The organism is Pantoea sp. X-Soil-ISGK-421 (genome assembly GCF_059730785.1).
The window spans coordinates 479,662-496,887 of record NZ_AP035979.1 but is presented as its reverse complement, the minus strand read 5'-3'; the positions used below and the strand labels follow the sequence as shown (position 1 = coordinate 496,887).

15 protein-coding genes, 1 tRNA gene and 1 pseudogene are annotated in these 17,226 nt (G+C 53.6%); 9 read left to right on the top strand and 8 right to left on the bottom strand.

Features of this window, described 5'->3' with window-relative positions:
* Nucleotides 1-18 precede the first annotated feature (18 nt).
* On the bottom strand, nucleotides 19-585 hold the full coding sequence (gene efp / locus AC6I8K_RS02195) for an elongation factor P (RefSeq protein ID WP_084934332.1): 567 nt from the start codon (nucleotides 583-585) through the stop codon (nucleotides 19-21).
* A 43-nt stretch (nucleotides 586-628) separates the two neighbouring features.
* On the opposite strand from efp, the gene epmB reads away from it, so the two are divergent.
* A complete protein-coding gene (gene epmB / locus AC6I8K_RS02190; protein WP_497826165.1) occupies nucleotides 629-1,657 on the top strand; it encodes an EF-P beta-lysylation protein EpmB in 1,029 nt (342 codons plus the stop codon).
* Between the two features lie 38 nt (nucleotides 1,658-1,695).
* Here the strand turns inward: epmB and AC6I8K_RS02185 are convergent, their stop codons facing one another.
* From AC6I8K_RS02185 to AC6I8K_RS02170, 4 genes are all read right to left on the bottom strand, one after another.
* Entirely contained in the window at nucleotides 1,696-2,043 is a 348-nt protein-coding gene (locus AC6I8K_RS02185) for a DUF4156 domain-containing protein (RefSeq protein WP_097095130.1), read from the bottom strand.
* Between the two features lie 197 nt (nucleotides 2,044-2,240).
* Complete coding sequence (gene groL / locus AC6I8K_RS02180; protein ID WP_064737773.1) at nucleotides 2,241-3,893, bottom strand: chaperonin GroEL; 1,653 nt, start codon at nucleotides 3,891-3,893, stop codon at nucleotides 2,241-2,243.
* A 46-nt stretch (nucleotides 3,894-3,939) separates the two neighbouring features.
* A complete protein-coding gene (locus tag AC6I8K_RS02175; protein WP_064737774.1) occupies nucleotides 3,940-4,233 on the bottom strand; it encodes a co-chaperone GroES in 294 nt (97 codons plus the stop codon).
* Nucleotides 4,234-4,426: 193 nt separating this feature from the next.
* Nucleotides 4,427-4,879 (bottom strand): FxsA family protein, encoded by a 453-nt coding sequence (locus AC6I8K_RS02170; RefSeq protein ID WP_064737775.1) that lies wholly within the window; start codon nucleotides 4,877-4,879, stop codon nucleotides 4,427-4,429.
* A 375-nt stretch (nucleotides 4,880-5,254) separates the two neighbouring features.
* Between AC6I8K_RS02170 and AC6I8K_RS02165 the strand changes: the two genes are divergently transcribed.
* The 6 genes from AC6I8K_RS02165 to AC6I8K_RS02140 all read left to right on the top strand — a co-directional run bounded on the left by AC6I8K_RS02165 (nucleotide 5,255) and on the right by AC6I8K_RS02140 (nucleotide 11,986).
* Nucleotides 5,255-6,172, top strand: a complete 918-nt coding sequence (locus tag AC6I8K_RS02165; protein ID WP_483816694.1) for a hypothetical protein — start codon at nucleotides 5,255-5,257, stop codon at nucleotides 6,170-6,172.
* 345 nt (nucleotides 6,173-6,517) lie between these two features.
* A complete protein-coding gene (gene aspA, locus AC6I8K_RS02160; protein WP_064737777.1) occupies nucleotides 6,518-7,954 on the top strand; it encodes an aspartate ammonia-lyase in 1,437 nt (478 codons plus the stop codon).
* Nucleotides 7,955-8,071: 117 nt separating this feature from the next.
* Nucleotides 8,072-9,373, top strand: a complete 1,302-nt coding sequence (locus AC6I8K_RS02155; RefSeq protein ID WP_064737778.1) for an anaerobic C4-dicarboxylate transporter — start codon at nucleotides 8,072-8,074, stop codon at nucleotides 9,371-9,373.
* An 83-nt stretch (nucleotides 9,374-9,456) separates the two neighbouring features.
* Nucleotides 9,457-11,157 carry a protein-disulfide reductase DsbD gene (locus tag AC6I8K_RS02150; protein ID WP_497826164.1) on the top strand — a complete coding sequence of 567 codons (1,701 nt, stop codon included), beginning with the start codon at nucleotides 9,457-9,459 and terminating at the stop codon, nucleotides 11,155-11,157.
* A gap of 66 nt (nucleotides 11,158-11,223) precedes the next feature.
* Nucleotides 11,224-11,802: a division control transcriptional repressor DicD gene (dicD, locus tag AC6I8K_RS02145; RefSeq protein WP_064737780.1), complete on the top strand. Its 579-nt coding sequence runs from the start codon at nucleotides 11,224-11,226 to the stop codon at nucleotides 11,800-11,802.
* A 108-nt stretch (nucleotides 11,803-11,910) separates the two neighbouring features.
* A tRNA-Phe gene (locus tag AC6I8K_RS02140) sits at nucleotides 11,911-11,986 on the top strand.
* A gap of 194 nt (nucleotides 11,987-12,180) precedes the next feature.
* Here AC6I8K_RS02140 and AC6I8K_RS02135 read toward each other — a convergent pair.
* The 3 genes from AC6I8K_RS02135 to AC6I8K_RS02125 all read right to left on the bottom strand — a co-directional run bounded on the left by AC6I8K_RS02135 (nucleotide 12,181) and on the right by AC6I8K_RS02125 (nucleotide 15,529).
* The gene (locus AC6I8K_RS02135; RefSeq protein WP_497826163.1) at nucleotides 12,181-13,350 is read right to left on the bottom strand and encodes a Gfo/Idh/MocA family protein; all 1,170 of its coding nucleotides are present in this window, start codon (nucleotides 13,348-13,350) and stop codon (nucleotides 12,181-12,183) included.
* A 10-nt stretch (nucleotides 13,351-13,360) separates the two neighbouring features.
* Nucleotides 13,361-14,284, bottom strand: a complete 924-nt coding sequence (locus AC6I8K_RS02130) for a TIM barrel protein (protein WP_483816691.1) — start codon at nucleotides 14,282-14,284, stop codon at nucleotides 13,361-13,363.
* A 216-nt stretch (nucleotides 14,285-14,500) separates the two neighbouring features.
* Nucleotides 14,501-15,529: a LacI family DNA-binding transcriptional regulator gene (locus tag AC6I8K_RS02125; protein WP_483816690.1), complete on the bottom strand. Its 1,029-nt coding sequence runs from the start codon at nucleotides 15,527-15,529 to the stop codon at nucleotides 14,501-14,503.
* Nucleotides 15,530-15,898: 369 nt separating this feature from the next.
* Between AC6I8K_RS02125 and AC6I8K_RS02120 the strand changes: the two genes are divergently transcribed.
* Entirely contained in the window at nucleotides 15,899-16,780 is an 882-nt protein-coding gene (locus AC6I8K_RS02120) for a sugar phosphate isomerase/epimerase family protein (protein ID WP_064737836.1), read from the top strand.
* A 259-nt stretch (nucleotides 16,781-17,039) separates the two neighbouring features.
* Nucleotides 17,040-17,189: pseudogene (locus AC6I8K_RS02115) on the top strand (transcriptional regulator); the annotation flags it as partial.
* Nucleotides 17,190-17,226 lie beyond the last annotated feature (37 nt).

Sequence of the window (17,226 nt, the reverse complement as noted above, 5' to 3'; positions counted from 1 at the left end):
ATGCGCCTTTTTTGACGATTATTTTACGCGTGAAACGTATTCGCCAGAACGGGTATCAACTTTTACCACTTCGCCAATCTGCACGAACAGTGGCACTTTGATCACTGCGCCAGTAGACAGCGTCGCTGGCTTGCCACCGGTACCGGCGGTGTCACCTTTCAGGCCCGGGTCAGTTTCGGTCACTTCAGCTTCGATGAAGTTTGGCGGCTGAACAGCGATGGCTTTATCGTTCCACAGGGTAACGATACAATCTGCATTGTCCTGCAGCCACTTCTGTACTTCATCCAGTACTTTAGATTCGATCTGATACTGCTCGAAAGATTCCGGGTGCATGAAGTAGAAGAAGTCGCCATCGTTGTAAGAATACTGCAGCGTCATATCACGAACGTCTGCGCCTTCGGCAGAGTCAGTAGATTTGAAGGTTTTCTCAACGCGAGAACCGGTCAACAGACGACGCATCTTCACACGCGCGAATGCCTGGCCTTTGCCTGGTTTAACGAACTCACTGGATTCGATGGCATAAGGCTCGCCTTCGAACATGATTTTAAGACCGGGACGGAAATCGTTGCTAGAATAAGTCGCCATGAAGGCCCTCTACGAAAATTGATACTGGTACTAAGCCAAAAAAATGGCAAACATTGTAACCCTAAAAACCCCTTCCAGAGAAGATTGGTTGCAGCAACTAGCTGATGTTGTGACCGAACCTGCTGAATTACTGCAACTTTTAGCTCTTGATCAGCACGCAGATCTGGCTGAAGGTGCGGATGCGCGCAAGCTTTTCGCTTTGCGCGTTCCTCGCGCCTTCATCTCTCGCATGAAAAAAGGTGATGCGACAGACCCCTTGCTGCTGCAAGTACTGACCAGCCGTCAGGAATTTATAGATGCGCCAGGTTATAGCACCGATCCGCTGGATGAACAAAGCAGTGTCGTGCCGGGTTTACTGCATAAGTATAGAAACCGTGCGCTGCTACTGGTAAAAGGCGGTTGTGCCGTCAATTGCCGCTACTGTTTCCGCCGCCATTTCCCGTATCAGGATAACCCGGGCAATAAGCGTAACTGGCAAGCTGCCATCGATTATATCGCCGCGCATCCGGAGCTGGATGAGATCATCTTCTCCGGCGGCGACCCGCTGATGGCGAAAGATCATGAATTGGCGTGGCTGGTGGCCTCGCTGGAAAAAATCCCCCATCTGAAACGCTTGCGCATCCACAGCCGCTTGCCGGTGGTGATCCCGGCGCGTATCACAGAAAGCTTGTGTCAGATTCTGGCAGACACACGTCTTCAGGTTCTGATGGTGAGCCATATTAATCACGCGCAAGAGATTGATGACGAGCTGCGTTATGGCATGCAGATGCTGAAGCGGGCGGGCGTTACGCTGCTCAATCAGAGCGTGCTGCTGCGCGGGGTGAATGATGATGCGCAGGCGCTGGCGAATCTCAGCAATGCGTTATTCGATGCGGGCATTTTGCCCTACTACCTGCATGTGCTGGATAAAGTGCAAGGCGCGGCGCACTTCTTTGTCTCGGATGAGGAAGCTCGCGGATTAGTGCGTCAGCTATTGGCGATGGTTTCAGGTTATATGGTACCGAAACTGGCGCGGGAAATCGGCGGAGAGCCAAGCAAGACGCCGCTGGATTTGCAGCTGCGTCAGGAATAAAAAAAGCCGCATAAGCGGCTTTTTTTTACGGCTGCGCCTTAAGGGCACTTATACACCTGGCCACTCATTTTGCTGTCGAGCGGCGCGAAAGCTGACAGCAGATTTTGCGTTGGGCTGGTGGCGCCATAAATCACGTTGCCGCCCATTTCTGCCGCGCGGTTGCGCAGGTCGTTAGCCGCGCCACGCAATGAACTGCCTTCACCGCCTGAACCGCTCAGCCAGTTGCTCTGTGAGCCAGTAAGCGTTCCCAGAAGCTGACATTGACTCGCGGGTTGTTGGTCGACGAAGGTCACACGTTCGCCGCCAGCACTCAATTGATTGGAGCTGCTACAGCCCGCCAGCAGTAACGTTCCGACTGCAAGACCGAGCAAGAGGTTAATCCGCATTGTAATCCCCATTTATTATCATCAGTGTCGGGCGGCAGCGTAGCAGAAAAGCGCACTTTTTTTCTGAACATTCATTGCCCTAAACCCGTAAAGCCGAAGTATTGCGCCCTTACTTATACCTTGTTCCCCAGCAAAAGAAAAACCCCCGACCGTTTCCGATCGGGGGTTTTCCAGATGACTTAAGCAGTCAGGGGCAATTACATCATGCCGCCCATTCCGCCCATGCCACCCATACCGCCAGCGCCGCCTAAATCAGGTGCGTCGCTTTTCGGCAGGTCAGTCACCATCGCTTCGGTGGTGATCATCAGGCCCGCAACAGATGAAGCGTACTGCAGCGCAGAACGGGTCACTTTGGTTGGGTCCAGGATACCGAAGTCGATCATGTTGCCGTACTCTTCGGTCTGCGCGTTGTAACCGTAGTTACCGTCGCCTGCTTTCACGTTGTTAGCAACAACGGAAGGCTCTTCACCGGCGTTAGAAACGATCTGACGCAGTGGAGCTTCCATTGCGCGCAGCGCAACTTTGATACCCACGTTCTGATCTTCGTTATCGCCTTTCAGGCCAGAAGCGGCGATTTTCGCGGCAACGCGAACCAGCGCCACACCACCACCAGCAACAACGCCTTCTTCTACCGCAGCGCGGGTTGCGTGCAGAGCATCTTCAACACGTGCTTTCTTCTCTTTCATTTCAACTTCAGTTGCTGCGCCCACTTTCAGAACGGCAACGCCGCCTGCCAGTTTCGCAACGCGCTCCTGCAGTTTCTCTTTGTCGTAATCAGAAGTCGCTTCTTCGATCTGCTGACGAATCTGCGTTACGCGGCCAGAGATGGCGCCTTGATCGCCCACGCCATCGATGATGGTGGTGGTGTCTTTGTTGATCACAACGCGTTTAGCCTGACCCAGATCTTCCAGGGTAGCTTTCTCCAGCTCCATACCGATCTCTTCAGAGATGACGGTACCGCCGGTCAGGATAGCGATATCCTGCAGCATGGCTTTACGACGGTCACCGAAGCCCGGTGCTTTAACCGCAGCGACTTTCACGATACCGCGCATGGTGTTCACCACCAGCGTTGCCAGCGCTTCACCTTCAACATCTTCTGCAATGATCAGCAGTGGCTTACCGGCTTTCGCAACGGCTTCCAGCACTGGCAGCATTTCGCGGATGTTAGAGATTTTCTTGTCAGCTAACAGGATGAACGGGGTTTCCAGCTCAACTGCACCTGTTTCTGGCTTGTTGATGAAGTACGGAGACAGGTAGCCACGGTCAAACTGCATACCTTCAACCACGTCCAGCTCGTCTTGCAGGCCGGTGCCTTCTTCAACGGTGATAACGCCTTCTTTGCCCACTTTATCCATCGCGTCGGCAATCAGGGTGCCCACGGTTTCATCGGAGTTAGCAGAGATGGTACCAACCTGTGCAATCGCGCGTGAATCCTGGCAAGGCACAGACAGGGTTTTCAGTTCTTCAACCGCAGCGATAACGGCTTTATCGATACCGCGCTTCAGATCCATCGGGTTCATGCCCGCAGCCACGGCTTTCAGGCCTTCAGTGATGATCGCCTGAGCCAGAACGGTTGCGGTGGTGGTGCCGTCGCCTGCTGCGTCGTTCGCTTTAGAGGCCACTTCTTTCACCATCTGCGCGCCCATGTTTTCGAACTTATCTTCCAGCTCGATTTCACGTGCTACAGAAACACCATCTTTAGTGATGGTCGGTGCACCAAAAGATTTATCCAGAACCACGTTACGGCCTTTCGGGCCCAGGGTAACTTTTACTGCATCTGCCAGTACGTTTACGCCACGCAGCATTTTTACGCGTGCGTCATTACCGAATTTTACGTCTTTAGCTGCCATTTCAAATATCCCTTAAATTCGTTTCGTTCAGTGAATTACGCGTAAATTACGCTTCAACAACTGCAAGGATGTCGCTTTCGGAGATGATCAGAACTTCTTCGTTGTCGATTTTCTCGGTTTTAGCACCGTAGCCTTCGCTGAAAATCACCAGATCACCTACTTGCACGTCCAATGGCTTAACTTCACCGTTTTCCAGGATGCGGCCTTTGCCGACAGCCAGGACTTCACCGCGGGTAGATTTACCGGCAGCTGAACCGGTCAGCACGATGCCGCCCGCTGATTTAGCTTCAACTTCTTTACGCTTGACGATGACGCGATCGTGCAATGGACGAATTTTCATTTGATAGCTCTCCTTTGAGAAGTCCAATCATTCATTTTTTGGGTTAGAACCGGACTGCTTGGCTTCCGGCCTCGTGCTGGAAGAGATAGGGGCAATAAGTGGGGTTTCAAGGGCAAAAAATATAAATATTTTCGTTTCTGCAACAGATGGTGAAAAATGCAGCAAAAAGGCGGCTTGCGCCGCCTTCTGAAGTTTATAGGTCTTTATCGTGACCAATCTTGTCCTGATCTTTCCGCTCGTATTCACCATCGACGGTGAAACCCGCGTCGGGACCTGCCCCCGGTCCGCGCCACACGCGCAGATGAGGCATCAGCTTCAACGTCAGGTGCTTCTGCACCGGCGGTAACAGCAGCAGTAAACCGAGGAAGTCAGTGAAGAAACCGGGCAACAGCAGCAGGAAGCCGGAGATGATCAGCGAAACGCTCTTCGTCATCTCTGCCGCTGGGCTTTCATTGCGCGCCAGCTTCTCCTGCATCAGCCGGAAGTTCTTCATGCCCTGATTCTTCACCAGCGACACCCCAATAGCCGAGGTGAAAATCACCAGCAACATGGTGAGCAGCACGCCCAGCGCATGCGCGACCTGAATGAAGATTGAAATCTCAATCCAGGCTAAAACAAAAAAAACCAGTAACGGTATCCAGCGCACAATGTGCTCCTCATTACGCCTTTCGCTATTAAGCAAAAAGGAAAAAATCTTTTAACAGAAATAAAAAGGTTGGGGCTCTTCTCGCAATTTCAACATCTGTCATTAAACAAACTGTTTATAAAAAACTGGCGATGGTGATTTCGAGACTATTCGCCTATGTACGATTACCGGATCAACTAAAAATAAAAACGCAACAAAAAACCTTAAAAAACAATTCATTAACAAAATGCGAGATAGCACATGATTTTAAGCAATGATGATTAATCTTTTAACTTCGTAACCGTAATTGATTGGGATTTTGCTTTCGATAGCCGCCGCCCGAGTAACAGTGCAGGCACTACCCATCTCGGTGATAATGCTTTCGAGGTTCAAGCGTTGTTAGCGGAAAACGACCAGCAACAAACGCCAACACTAACCTCGTTTGCTGCATCGCGCATTCAGCCTGCGATCGATTACTTCTATGACAATGTAGGCTCTTCACAAGGCCAGCGTGGAAAAGGTGAGGTTTCTGATGACAAACAGCCAGTATTGCAGGGTACCGCCGAGCCCGGAGCCCACTTAACCATCATGTATTTTGATGACAATAGCAACCTGGCTTATGGTAAAGCGGTTGCGGATGCAAATGGTCACTGGCAGTTAGAAACACGTATGCTGCTGGAAGGAACCTGGCATGCGCGTGTTGCATATGCAGAAACGCCAACGACCTGGTCTAACGATTTCCACTTTGGCTATTCACCGGTTGATCCACAGCCAGAGAAAACCACCACCATCGAAAGTTTTTCTGATGATTTCGGCAAAATTAAAGGCGATTTTCAAAGTGGTGCAGCCACTGACGATCGTTACTCTGTGCTGCATGGCACCACCACACCAGGCAGCAATGTCTATATCCAGCTATCCCTGAATTCAGCTGATCATTTTGAATTTGCTGGTTCCGTGAAGGCCGACGCCAATGGCAACTGGGAGTTTGATGCTTTTGGCTTCTATGGCTATACCGCCTATTACCGCGCCAGCACTAACAACGATGGCAACTGGAGTGATGTATTCTCAATCGCTTATAAGCAGAATGCCGATCAATTGAATAAAACCTCTGCCATTAATACCCTAGCCTTTGATGATCAAGGCGAAGCATCATTAGGAATCGATGCGCTGTTGGCCCGTGAAACGGGAGATCTGTTTAGTTCATCGGCTGAAAATATCAGCGAAAACGAAGCGAAACTGGATTTTGATGATATTGCAGAAGCGCTTTATCAGGAGCTGCCGGTTGGAAAAGGTGTTGAGATTGATTCTGGCTAAATTAACAATGAGTTAGAATTTATTTTTTCACATGACACACAGTGGCTAGCCGCTTAAAAAACCCCTGACATCAGCTGCCTTGTGCAGCTGATGTTTCTACATTAATTTCTTTGCATACTTGCCATTCGCCGTGCCGCGATTTACTTTTGTAACAAAATTCACATTTTTTCAACATGCAACTGCCGAAAATCCTGCTTAACGCGATCTGCATTCGTGCTTTTTTGCGGAATCAGAATAGGATCGTGCTCGCGCGATCAAAGACAGATAAAATGTCGGTTCTGATGCTCTACGACAAAATAAAACACATCATTCCTGATGGTTAGCGGCCACAACAAGAAGGTTATCATGGCGAACAACATTCGTATCGAAGAAGACCTGTTAGGTATGCGCGAAGTACCGGCGGATGCCTATTACGGCGTTCACACTCTGCGTGCGATAGAAAATTTTTACATTAGCAACAGCAAAATCAGTGACATACCGGAATTCGTCCGCGGTATGGTGATGGTGAAGAAAGCAGCCGCGCTCGCCAATAAAGAGCTGCAAACAATCCCGCGTAATATCGCAAACACCATTATTCAGGCTTGTGATGAAGTGCTGAATAACGGCAAATGCATGGATCAGTTCCCGGTTGACGTCTATCAGGGCGGCGCGGGCACCTCGGTCAACATGAACACCAACGAAGTGCTGGCTAACATCGGTCTGGAGCTGATGGGCCACCAGAAGGGCGAATATCAGTACCTCAATCCCAACGATCATGTGAATAAGTGTCAGTCGACCAACGACGCTTATCCCACCGGTTTCCGCATCGCGGTTTATGCCTCAATCCTGAAACTGCTCGATGGCATTAGCCAGCTGAGCGAAGGTTTCCAGCGTAAAGCGGTCGAGTTCGAAAATATCCTGAAAATGGGCCGTACCCAGCTGCAGGATGCGGTGCCAATGACCCTCGGTCAGGAGTTCCACGCCTTTAATGTATTGCTGAATGAAGAGACCCGCAGCATTCTGCGTACCGCCGAACTGCTGCTGGAAGTGAACCTGGGCGCCACCGCCATTGGTACGCGTCTCAACACGCCGGATGGCTATCAGCAGTTGGCGGTACAGCGCCTGGCAGAAGTGAGTAATCTGCCGGTGGTGCCCGCAGAAGATCTGATTGAAGCCACCTCCGACTGCGGCGCGTACGTGATGGTGCACTCGGCGCTGAAACGTCTGGCGGTAAAACTGTCGAAGATCTGTAACGACCTGCGCCTGCTCTCCTCCGGTCCCCGCGCGGGCCTGAATGAAATTAACCTGCCAGAACTGCAAGCCGGTTCATCCATCATGCCCGCTAAAGTGAATCCGGTCGTACCGGAAGTGGTGAATCAGGTGTGTTTCAAAGTGATCGGTAATGACATCACCGTCACCATGGCGTCAGAAGCGGGTCAGCTGCAGCTCAACGTGATGGAGCCCGTGATTGGCCAGGCGCTGTTCGAGTCAATTAGCATTCTGACTAACGCGTGCTTCAACCTGCTGGAAAAATGCGTTAATGGCATCACCGCCAATAAAGCGGTGTGCGAAGCGTACGTATTCAACTCAATTGGTATCGTCACTTACCTCAACCCCTACATCGGCCATCACAACGGCGATATCGTCGGGAAAATTTGTGCCGAAACCGGTAAGAGCGTGCGTGAAGTGGTGCTGGAGCGCGGCTTGCTGACGGAAACTGAACTGGACGATATCTTCTCCATCCAGAACCTGATGCATCCAACCTACAAAGCCAAACGCTACACCGACGAAAACGAACAGTAATCCGCTCCAGATCACGTTGCCAAAAGCACGCCCGTTTACAATGCGGCGTGCTTTTTTCATTTTGGCGGCGACAACGTTAAGGGTCGGGATTTCTCCGCGGCTCAGGGAGTGGAACGAATGGTAGTAGTAGAACTGATTATTGTGCTGCTGGCGATCTGGCTCGGTGCGCGTCTTGGCGGCATCGGCATTGGTTTCGCGGGCGGTTTAGGTGTGCTGGCGCTGACGCTGATTTGCGGCTTAAAGCCCGGTGCGATTCCCTTCGACGTGATCGAAATTATCATGGCGGTGATTGCCGCGATTGCCGCGATGCAGATCGCTGGCGGTCTGGATTATCTGGTGGGATTAGCGGAACGCCTGCTGCGCCGCCATCCGCGCTACGTCACCTTCCTCGCGCCGCTGGTCACTTATATGATGACGCTGCTGGCCGGTACCGGTCACACCGCGTTCTCCACCTTGCCGGTGATTGCCGAAGTCGCAAAAGAGCAAGGCGTGCGCCCTTCGCGTCCGCTCTCGATTGCGGTAGTGGCGTCGCAGATTGCTATCACAGCCTCGCCGCTCTCGGCGGCGGTGGTGTTCTTCGCCTCCATCCTTGAACCGCGCGGCGTGAGCTATTTGGCGCTGCTGGGCGTGGCGATTCCTTCCACCATGGCGGCGATCTTCTGCGCCGCCATCATCACCAGCTTCCTGGGTAAAGAGTTAAAAGATGATGAGGTCTATCAGGCACGTCTGGCCAAAGGAGAAGTGAAACTGCGCGGTGAGCAGGTTTACGACATTAAACCGGGTGCGAAGCGTGCCGTATTGCTGTTCCTGATCGGCATCGCCGCCGTGGTGCTTTACGCCACCGCCATCAGCGACAGCGTTGGCCTCATCAGTAACCCGGTGCTGCCACGCAACGAGGCCATCGTGGTGTTTATGCTGACCGTTGCCACACTGATTTGCCTGACCTGCAAAGTCGATACCGGAGAAATTCTCAGTGCCAGTACCTTTAAATCTGGCATGAGCGCCTGTATCTGCGTGATGGGCGTGGCATGGCTCGGCGATACCTTCGTCAAAGCGCACCTCAACGATATCCAGGCGCTAGCCGGTGACATGCTGCAAGGTTATCCGTGGATGCTGGCGCTGGTGCTGTTCTTCGCCGCCACGCTGCTCTATTCGCAGGCCGCAACCACTAAAGCCTTGATGCCTGCCGCGCTGATGCTCGGCGTCTCGCCGCTGGCGGCAGTGGCTTCATTTGCGGCGGTTTCCGCCCTGTTTGTGCTGCCGACCTATCCTACGCTGTTGGCCGCGGTGGAGATGGATGACACCGGTTCAACCCGTATCGGCAAGTTTGTCTTTAACCACTCCTTTATTATTCCCGGCGTGTTGGCAATTGCCTTCTCAGTGGCGTTTGGCTTCCTGTTTGGTAGCCTGATCCTGTAGCGCCGTTACATCCTGAAAACCTTGTGGCGAAGCGGTCGTGCTATTATCGCGACCTATTCGCCACCGGAGCTCATTCATTCGCTATGGCTGCACGACTCTTTCGCCTTGCCGGCTTTTGCCTGGCGCTGGTTTTCTGCCTTTCGGCACAAGCCTCTCTCTTCTCTCCGAACAACAACAGCCGCTTTGTGCCGGTTGATCAGGCATTTAGCTTTGATTTCGCTCAGCAGGGGAATCGGCTGACGCTGAGTTGGAAAGTGAAGGATGGCTACTATCTCTATCGCCAGCAAATTCACGTCACGCCACACAAAGCGCAAATTGCCCCGCTCACGTTGCCGCCGGGCCAGCCGCATGAAGATGAATTCTACGGTAAAAGCGAAATCTACCCGCAGGATCTGCAGTTGCCGATTACGCTGCGTCAGGCTGATGCCGGCGCCACCGTCACCGTCACCTATCAAGGCTGCGCTGCCGCCGGATTCTGCTATCCGCCCGAAACCCGCAGTGTGCCGCTCAGCGCAGTTGCCGCCAATCAGGATGTAGCCGCGACCAGCGCGCAGCCAACGAATCACAGCACGCCGCTGCCGTTTTCCCCGCTTTGGGCGCTGCTGATTGGTATTGGCGTCGCTTTCACGCCGTGCGTATTGCCGATGTATCCGCTGATCTCCAGCATCATCTTAGGTGGCCCGCGCCGCTATTCGATGGGACGGCTGTTCGCGCTGGCGATGGTGTATGTGCAGGGCATGGCGCTGACGTATACCGTGCTTGGTATGGTCGTTGCGGCGGCCGGATTACGCTTCCAGGCGGCGCTGCAGCATCCTTACGTGTTAATGGGATTGTCGACGCTGTTTATCGTGCTGGCGCTCTCGATGTTTGGCCTGTTCCCGCTGCAATTGCCTTCCGCCTTGCAAACGCGGCTCGCGTTGTGGAGCAACCGCCAGCAAGGTGGATCGCTGCCTGGCGTATTTATGATGGGCGCACTGGCGGGTTTGATCTGTTCGCCCTGCACCACCGCACCGCTCAGCGCCATTCTGCTGTACATCGCCCAGAGCGGTAATCTGTGGGCCGGGGCCGGCACGCTGTGGCTGTATGCCTTCGGTATGGGGCTACCGCTGATTGCTGTAACGATGTTTGGTAACAAGCTGCTGCCGAAAAGCGGGCCATGGATGCAAACCGTTAAAGAAGGTTTTGGTTTTGTGATTCTGGCGCTACCGGTATTCCTGCTGGAACGGGTGATGGGCGATCTCTGGGGCCTGCGCCTGTGGAGCCTGCTCGGCGTGGCATTTTTTGCCTGGGCGTTCAGCCTCAGCCTGCGCGCCAGCGGTAAATGGCGCGTGCTGCAGATCATCATGCTCGCCGCCGCGCTGGTCAGTGCTCGCCCGTTACAGGATTGGGCGTTTGGTAGCAGCAACAGCGCGCACGCTGTGGCGCATTTGCCGTTCCAGACCATCGCCAGCAGCGAGCAGCTTGATAGCGCACTGCAGCAGGCGCAAGGCCGCATCACCATGGTCGATTTATACGCCGATTGGTGCGTAGCCTGCAAAGAGTTCGAGAAATACACCTTTAGCGATGCGGGCGTGCGTAACGCATTAAGTCAGGTACAACTGCTGCAAGCCAATGTCACCGCCAATAACGCACAGGACAACGCACTGTTGCAGCATCTGCAGGTTTTAGGCTTGCCGACCATTTTGTTCTTCGATGCGCAAGGCAAAGAGATTCCCGATTCGCGTGTCACCGGCTTTCTCAACGCCGCCGATTTCCGCGCGCATTTGCACAATGTGTCGCGTTAAACGACACTGTCTGCAGGACACTGCCCGTTCGTCCGCGAGCGGGCCCGCATTCCAGAGGAGAGTCACTTGCAACGTGAACAAATACTCGAGCATGCGCTGAATGTGCTCGAACAAAGCGGCCTGGCCGCCACCACCTCTTTAACCCAGCTTGCTGGCGAAACCGGACTTGAAGCCGAGCAGTTGACGCGTTTCTGGCCCGATCGTGATGCCTTGCTGTATGACGCGCTGCGCTATCATGGCCAGCAAATTGACAGCTGGCGCCGCCAGGTTCAGCTCGATGAACATCTTAGTGCCGAACAAAAGCTGCTGGCGCGCTATCAGGTGCTGAGCGAATACGTCAGCAAAGGCCGCTTCCCTGGCTGTTTGTTTATTGCCGCCTGCAGTTTCTATCCGCAATCCGATCATCCGGTACATCAGTTAGCCGAACAGCAAAAGCGCAGCTCCTGGCAGTTTACCCACGAAATCCTGGTCGATTTGGCATTAGATAATCCCACCATGGTGGCCGATCAGATGGAGCTGATTCTGGAAGGTTGTCTGAGCAAACTGCTGGTGAAACGCAACGTTCAGGATGTCGCCACCGCGCGGCGTCTGGCGGAAGATGTGCTCGGCATTGCACTGTGTCGCCAGAACGGTGCGCTGGCGTAGCCTTTTCGCTCACCTTGTCTGAAAAGCAAGCAATCAATCACGATTGCTACGCTTTTTTGACGAAAGCCGTTGACGGCTGTGAGCCATTAGGGTTTAATGCGCCCCGTTGCCCGGATAGCTCAGTCGGTAGAGCAGGGGATTGAAAATCCCCGTGTCCGTGGTTCGATTCCGCGTCCGGGCACCAACATTTAGAAAACCCAGCTTATGGCTGGGTTTTTGCTTTTCTGCGTTCAGAAAATGATGCCGGTTTCTCACGGGCATCTTTATCCACATCAGATCTGAAATAGCCGCCCTTCGCCGGTGGGAAGTTCGATGTTCAGACTCAGCTCATCGCCTCTTTCAATAAAGTAACAACCATATCGAGGAGTGATGTCTAACTCAGCACTCCACCCATACCGCGCCGGCATCGGCGGATTTCACGCACTGCTCTACCCATCGCACCCCCATCAAGCCAGCATGCGCGCCGGGATACCAGAACTCCTGCAGGAAAGCATGATCGCCGCGATCGGTGGCATCCATCGCCAGCGCGAAACGGCGATAGAGATTCGACCAGGCTTCAAACAACCCTTCCGGATGACCGCCGCCAATACGGTCATCTGCCAGCGCACTCTGATGCAGATAACCCATGCCGCGCTCGAGAATCTTTACCGGCTCGCCCTGCACTTCATAGCGCAGCTGATTGGGCTGCTCGTCCCACCACTCAAGACTGGCTTTCTCACCAATCACGCGCACTTTCTGACCGTGCATCGAACCGCAGTTCACCGCAGAAGCCCACATTGTGCCGACCGCGCCATTGTCGTACTCCATCATCACGAAGGCGTTATCCTCCAGCGGTGCGCGGGTTTTGACAAAGCTCTGGCGGCTGCACAGCAAGCGTTTTACCTGCAGATGCGGCGCCATAGTTTCAGCGATAAACAGCGGATGCGTCGCCAGGTCGCCCAGCACATAGCTGGGCCCAACGAAGCGCGGATCGACACGCCATTTGGTGCTTTCATTCTGCAGCTCAACCGCTTCGTTATGGAAGCCGTGCGCGAACTGCATATTGATGATGCGGATCTCGCCCAGCAAGCCTGCGGCGATCATCTCGCGCGCCTGATGAATCAGCTGATGTCCGGCGTAGCCGTAGGTGACGCCGATAATTTTCTTCTTCTCGGCGCACAGCTGTTCCAGCTCATCGGCTTCTGCCGCGGTGAAGCACAGCGGCTTCTCGCACACTACATGCAAGTCGGCATTCAGCGCGGCACGGCAAATGGTGAAGTGCGTATTGTTTGGCGTAGCAATCGACACCGCTTCAATGCCATCCGCGCGCGCCGCTTCCGCCGCAAACATCGTTTCGTAATCTGCATAGCAGCGTTCGGCGTCGATACCCAGCGAGGTGCCAAAGGCACGACCACGCTCGGCGTTGAGATCGAAGGCGCCCGCCAGCAAGGTGAAATTATTGTCACGCGTTGCCGCCGAACGGTGAATATAACCAATCTGGCTGGTGCCGCCGCCGCCGACCATGCCCCAGCGCAGTGAACGATCCAGTGCTTTAATACCGTTAATCATGCTGCGCTCCTCAGAATCCGACCGATTGTAAATAGTGCAGGCTGGCGGTGACGTCACGCAGGCTGGTGTCTGCATTGCGCGGATCGCGCTCCTGTTCCACGGTGATCCAGCCTTGATAATGGCGCTCCGCCAGGAAGGCGCGCACCGCCGGATAATCAATCGCCCCTTTACCAATCGGGCACATCACGCCTTCCGCGCAGGCGGCAAAGAAATCCACGCCGCGCGCAATCACGTCGCGCCACACCGCGTGGTCAACGTCTTTGAAGTGCAGGTAATCGATGCGATCCCAATAGCGGCGGAGGTAAGGAATCGGATCCATGCCGGCGTAGTACAGATGGCCGGTGTCGAGGCACAAACCGGCCACCTCATGCGGAATGTCTTCCACCAGCCGTTGCAGCTCATCGGCAAATTCAATGCAACCGCCGGCATGCGGATGGATAACCGCGCGCACGCCATATTCGTTCCAGGCAATCTGACTCAGCGTAGTGATGTGCTGCATCATGCGCTGCCACTCTACATCTGACAGGCGCGGTGCCTTGTCAGATTGGCCGGCGTATTTGGCGCGTTCTGGGTTACCAAAATCGATAATCACCAGATAGGGCGCGGGTTTGTTGTCCGCGTGGGTTTTGGTGGCGGTCGGCACTAATGACAGATTGCGGCAGATGTTGTGTGTCAGTTCTACCATCGCCGGGAAATTGGCTTCACTCACCAAATCATCAAAAATAGTGCCCGCCACCAGCGACAGTTGGTGCGCTTCCAGCTGCTGACGCAGCTCGGCAGGATCGACCGGCAGGTAGCTCCACGGGCCCAGCTCAATACTTTGGTAACCGGCCTGCGATGCTTCACTCAGCACTTTCTGCCACGGCGGCAGGAAAGGGTTTTTTGGATCATCGACGCCCCAGCTACAGGGCGCGTTAGCAATATAAATGGTCATGATCGTTCCTTGCGGTAATGGATGGCGCAAGTATCAAATAAATATTTCATCACAAACAACCATGAAATATTCATTTTTTGATAGCGATCATGTTATTTCACATCAGTAAAATGATAGAAACTTATCAAACCAAGCCAGGGTGCGGCTTGGTGCGCATAAAGGCGCAACCAACAAATTCGCGCTTTTGTCGGGTCGCCATTCATGGCGACCCGCCCGCTACAGATTCTCCCGCGTCACGATATCGAACGGCAGGATGATTTGCGTGAAATGATCGCCCGGTTCAGCTTGGTGCTGCTGCACCATCTGCGCCAGCCGCATGGCCATCTCGTCGATGCGATTGCGGATCATCACCGTAATGGTGCCATCAATCAGCGCCAGTTCGCCCTCTTTCACCGGACCATGACAAATCAACGCCACCTTGCGCTGCGGCTGCTGGCGCAAGGCGTGAATCACGCCCTCGATACCGCCGCACGGCGCAAAGATCAACGCCAAATCGGCATGTTCATCCAGTAACTGACGCGTCGAACGATAGCCGCCATCAATTGATTCATGGGTCTTCAGCGGTTCCAGTACCCGCCGCGCGCTGTCCTGTTCACGCAGATAAGAGCGGAAACTGATCTCATTACTTTCCTGGCAGATAAAGCGATGGTCGCCTACCAACACGCCCACCGCGCCGGGTTGGTGCAACAAATGCGTCGCAATCCAGGCGGCAGTGCGCCCGGCTTTCTGGTTATCCAGACCGACATAGCCGGCGTGACCGCACGGTGAAAAGTTGGAGAACAGCGCATAAACCCGCACGCCCTGACGTGATATGTGTTCAATCGCGTGGCGAATCAGCGGGTGATCCAGCGCGACTAAACCGATGGCATCGACTTGCTCGGCCAGCGCATACAGCGAGGTCACCACCGCCGCAACATCGTCAATATCGTGCCAGGTAAACAGCGGTTCGCTGCCTGCCGGATGAAAGGGTTGCGTATGCTGGCGCAGCGCATCGCTGAGGGAATGATAGAGCGAGTAGGATTTTGATAGCAGGATAAAGCCCATGCGCAGCGTCACGTGCGAGGCCGGCGCGATGTTGCTTGATAACGATGTTGCTCCCATGCGATAACCGAGTCGGTTTGCGGCTTCCAGTACCTTCTGCTCGGTGGCGGCACGCACCGGCGCGCGGCGGTTTAACACGCGATCCACCGTTGCCACACCGACACCCGCGGCGGCGGCAATGGCGTTCAGGGTGATTTTACTCATGCTCACATTCCCAGATTAAAATGATAATAAATTATCAAAAATAATGCCTTAACTGACCCTAAAGCGCCAATGTAACCACTCATGAATCATTATTAAATCGCTATTTTTGATAGATAATCTCTCAGTATTTTGATCGCACTCGCAAAAATGAAATGTTTAATTTCATTCCAGTGCCATTCAGAATAAATGTTTGATATTTATTTGTCTGATTACGGCGCTTTGGTTGAGGGATTGCCATCAGAAAAACAGTAGAGGCTGCGGCTGGCTCTTCCTACAGTTAACGCGATCTGCCCTAAAAAAGGTCGTAAAAAACGTAAGCACAAGCCTTTACCGATAAATGGGAAATCCCCTAACGCTCAGGAGAAAACAATGAAAATCGCTTTTGATGTTGATGTCATCAGGGATCTTGGTATTACGCGCATGGTGCATCAGGTGGCGGAATGGGGTTACAAGTACATCGAACAGTCGCCGCATCCGCAGATCAACCCGTTCTATAAACACCCGAAGGCCAGCCGCGAAATCATGCGCGAATACAAAAACGCGCTAAGTGCCACCGGGCTGGAAATCTCTTCGTTCATTACGGTTTATCGCTGGTCTGGCCCAGATGAACTGCGTCGTCAGGCGGCGGTGAAAAACTGGAAACGCATGATCGAGATTGCCGTCGAAATGGGCGTGCAGGTGATCAATACCGAGCTGTCGGGTAATCCCAATGAACCGGAAATCTGTGAAGAGATGTTCTATCGCTCGATGGAAGAGCTGCTGCCAATCATCGAACGTGAAGGCATCCGCGTCGAAATTCAGGCACATCCATGGGATTTCTGCGAGCAGAGCAACGAAACCGCTGACATTGTGAAATCTTTTCGCAGCGAAAATGTGAAGTACATCTACAGCGCACCCCACACCTTCTATTACGACAAAGGCGTGGGCGATGTGAAGAACATGCTGCATTACGCCGGTGACGATCTGTCGCATATGCTGATTGCCGATACCATGAACCACACTAAGCATTGCCGCTACATCGTCAACCCGCCGGGCGTGGATGCCACCATCCACCAGCACGTCGCGGTGGGTGAAGGCGAAGTCAATTTCGATGCGCTGTTTGAAGCACTGCGCGAGATGAATTTTGCTAACCGCAGGTTTAAAGTCGGCGGCGAGTCGATTATCTCGGCGGCGCTGTTTGGTTATCCGGAAAAGATGAAATATCAGGCGGTTGAAACGCGCGAACTGATTGAGCGTGAATTGTTGGGGTAATGATTAGCGCGATCGGTCGCTTCTCGCGCTGGTGGGATAAAGGACCGAGCTAAGGAAATGCACACAACATGAACGCGGTGACGTGCGCTGATCGTCTTCGCCCATGAAATCCGCTGTTTTATGATGCACTCACCGCATATCAAGCGCGCGGCGTTCCGGTTATCACGTTGGTCGCCGATCTGCCGGATGCTGCGCGACGGTGCCACCTCGGCATCGATCCATACAAAGCCGGGCGCGCCGGCTACTGAAGGATCGCGTACTGACGTTAACCCTCGATCAAAACACTCTGCGTCATGCCCAACTCGCCTTAACACTGATGTTGCGTCACCTGGAAGAGGGCGACATCCCCGACACTTATCAACCCGGCAAAGTCGACTTTATGCTGTATACGCAAGAGAACTTTACATAATCCGACTTTGTAACTCACCGCCAGCGCGGTTAAATCG

Bases quoted from the DNA above. Each gene is read 5' to 3' on its own strand.
- AC6I8K_RS02155 (WP_064737778.1), top strand. From the start codon at position 8,072: ATGGTAGTAGTAGAACTGATTATTGTGCTGCTGGCGATCTGGCTCGGT.
- efp (WP_084934332.1), bottom strand. From the start codon at position 585: ATGGCGACTTATTCTAGCAACGATTTCCGTCCCGGTCTTAAAATCATG.
- AC6I8K_RS02175 (WP_064737774.1), bottom strand. From the start codon at position 4,233: ATGAAAATTCGTCCATTGCACGATCGCGTCATCGTCAAGCGTAAAGAA.
- AC6I8K_RS02185 (WP_097095130.1), bottom strand. From the start codon at position 2,043: ATGCGGATTAACCTCTTGCTCGGTCTTGCAGTCGGAACGTTACTGCTG.
- AC6I8K_RS02135 (WP_497826163.1), bottom strand. From the start codon at position 13,350: ATGATTAACGGTATTAAAGCACTGGATCGTTCACTGCGCTGGGGCATG.
- AC6I8K_RS02150 (WP_497826164.1), top strand. From the start codon at position 9,457: ATGGCTGCACGACTCTTTCGCCTTGCCGGCTTTTGCCTGGCGCTGGTT.
- epmB (WP_497826165.1), top strand. From the start codon at position 629: ATGGCAAACATTGTAACCCTAAAAACCCCTTCCAGAGAAGATTGGTTG.
- AC6I8K_RS02130 (WP_483816691.1), bottom strand. From the start codon at position 14,284: ATGACCATTTATATTGCTAACGCGCCCTGTAGCTGGGGCGTCGATGAT.
- AC6I8K_RS02120 (WP_064737836.1), top strand. From the start codon at position 15,899: ATGAAAATCGCTTTTGATGTTGATGTCATCAGGGATCTTGGTATTACG.
- groL (WP_064737773.1), bottom strand. From the start codon at position 3,893: ATGGCAGCTAAAGACGTAAAATTCGGTAATGACGCACGCGTAAAAATG.
- aspA (WP_064737777.1), top strand. From the start codon at position 6,518: ATGGCGAACAACATTCGTATCGAAGAAGACCTGTTAGGTATGCGCGAA.
- AC6I8K_RS02125 (WP_483816690.1), bottom strand. From the start codon at position 15,529: ATGAGTAAAATCACCCTGAACGCCATTGCCGCCGCCGCGGGTGTCGGT.